The sequence below is a fragment of the Mesorhizobium sp. M7A.F.Ca.CA.004.12.1.1 genome (assembly GCF_003997835.1).
Lineage (GTDB): Bacteria > Pseudomonadota > Alphaproteobacteria > Rhizobiales > Rhizobiaceae > Mesorhizobium.
This window is the reverse complement of the sequence record NZ_RZRK01001438.1, coordinates 1-620: the sequence shown is the minus strand read 5'-3', so window position 1 is coordinate 620 and position 620 is coordinate 1. Positions and strand designations below refer to the sequence as shown.

The following is a 620-nucleotide window of genomic DNA, read 5'->3' as shown; positions in this document are numbered from 1 at the left end:
TTCCCGTGCCACCGCCTATCGTTACTTCCCGAGCCAGTCGGCACTGGTGCAGGCCGTCGTCGACGAGGGGCTGGGGCCAATCCTCACCTGGCAATCGACCTCCGCCGATGCCGAGCGCCGGGTCGCGGAGCTGTTCGATACGGCCATGCCGCGCATCGAGGCCTTCGAGGCCACGTTCAAGGCAGCACTGAAGCTGTCGCTCGATCAATGGGCGCGGCGTCAGGCCGGCACGCTGGGCGCTGAGCCCGCCTTTACGCGCGGCCATCGCATCGACTTGCTGAAAGATGCGATCGCGCCGCTCAAGAGCCGTTTGCCGCCGCGCGACTTCAAGCGGCTGGCGCAGGCGCTGTCGCTGATCTTCGGCGTCGAGGTGCTGATTGTGCTCAAGGATATCTGGGGACTGGACAGCCGCCGGACGAGGGCGGTCGCACAGTGGGCAGCCGGGGCGCTGGTGCGTGCGGCAGTCGCGGAATCGGTCGATGAAGGAGGCAGCCCCGATCCGAAGGCAGTCATGAAATAGAGCCTATCTGGTTCGACCAGATTGGCATGCACGCTACTGATCTTAGCCGTTGAGTGGGGTGTCGGACAATACCCAATCATATCACTGAGTAGGAAAATCT

1 protein-coding gene is annotated in these 620 nt (G+C 63.7%); it reads left to right on the top strand.

Going from position 1 to position 620, the window contains the following annotated elements; all coding sequences use genetic code 11:
* The coding region (locus tag EN984_RS36910; protein ID WP_127384466.1) for a TetR/AcrR family transcriptional regulator at window positions 1-520 on the top strand (520 nt) is incomplete at its 5' end.
* Window positions 521-620: the final 100 nt, after the last annotated feature.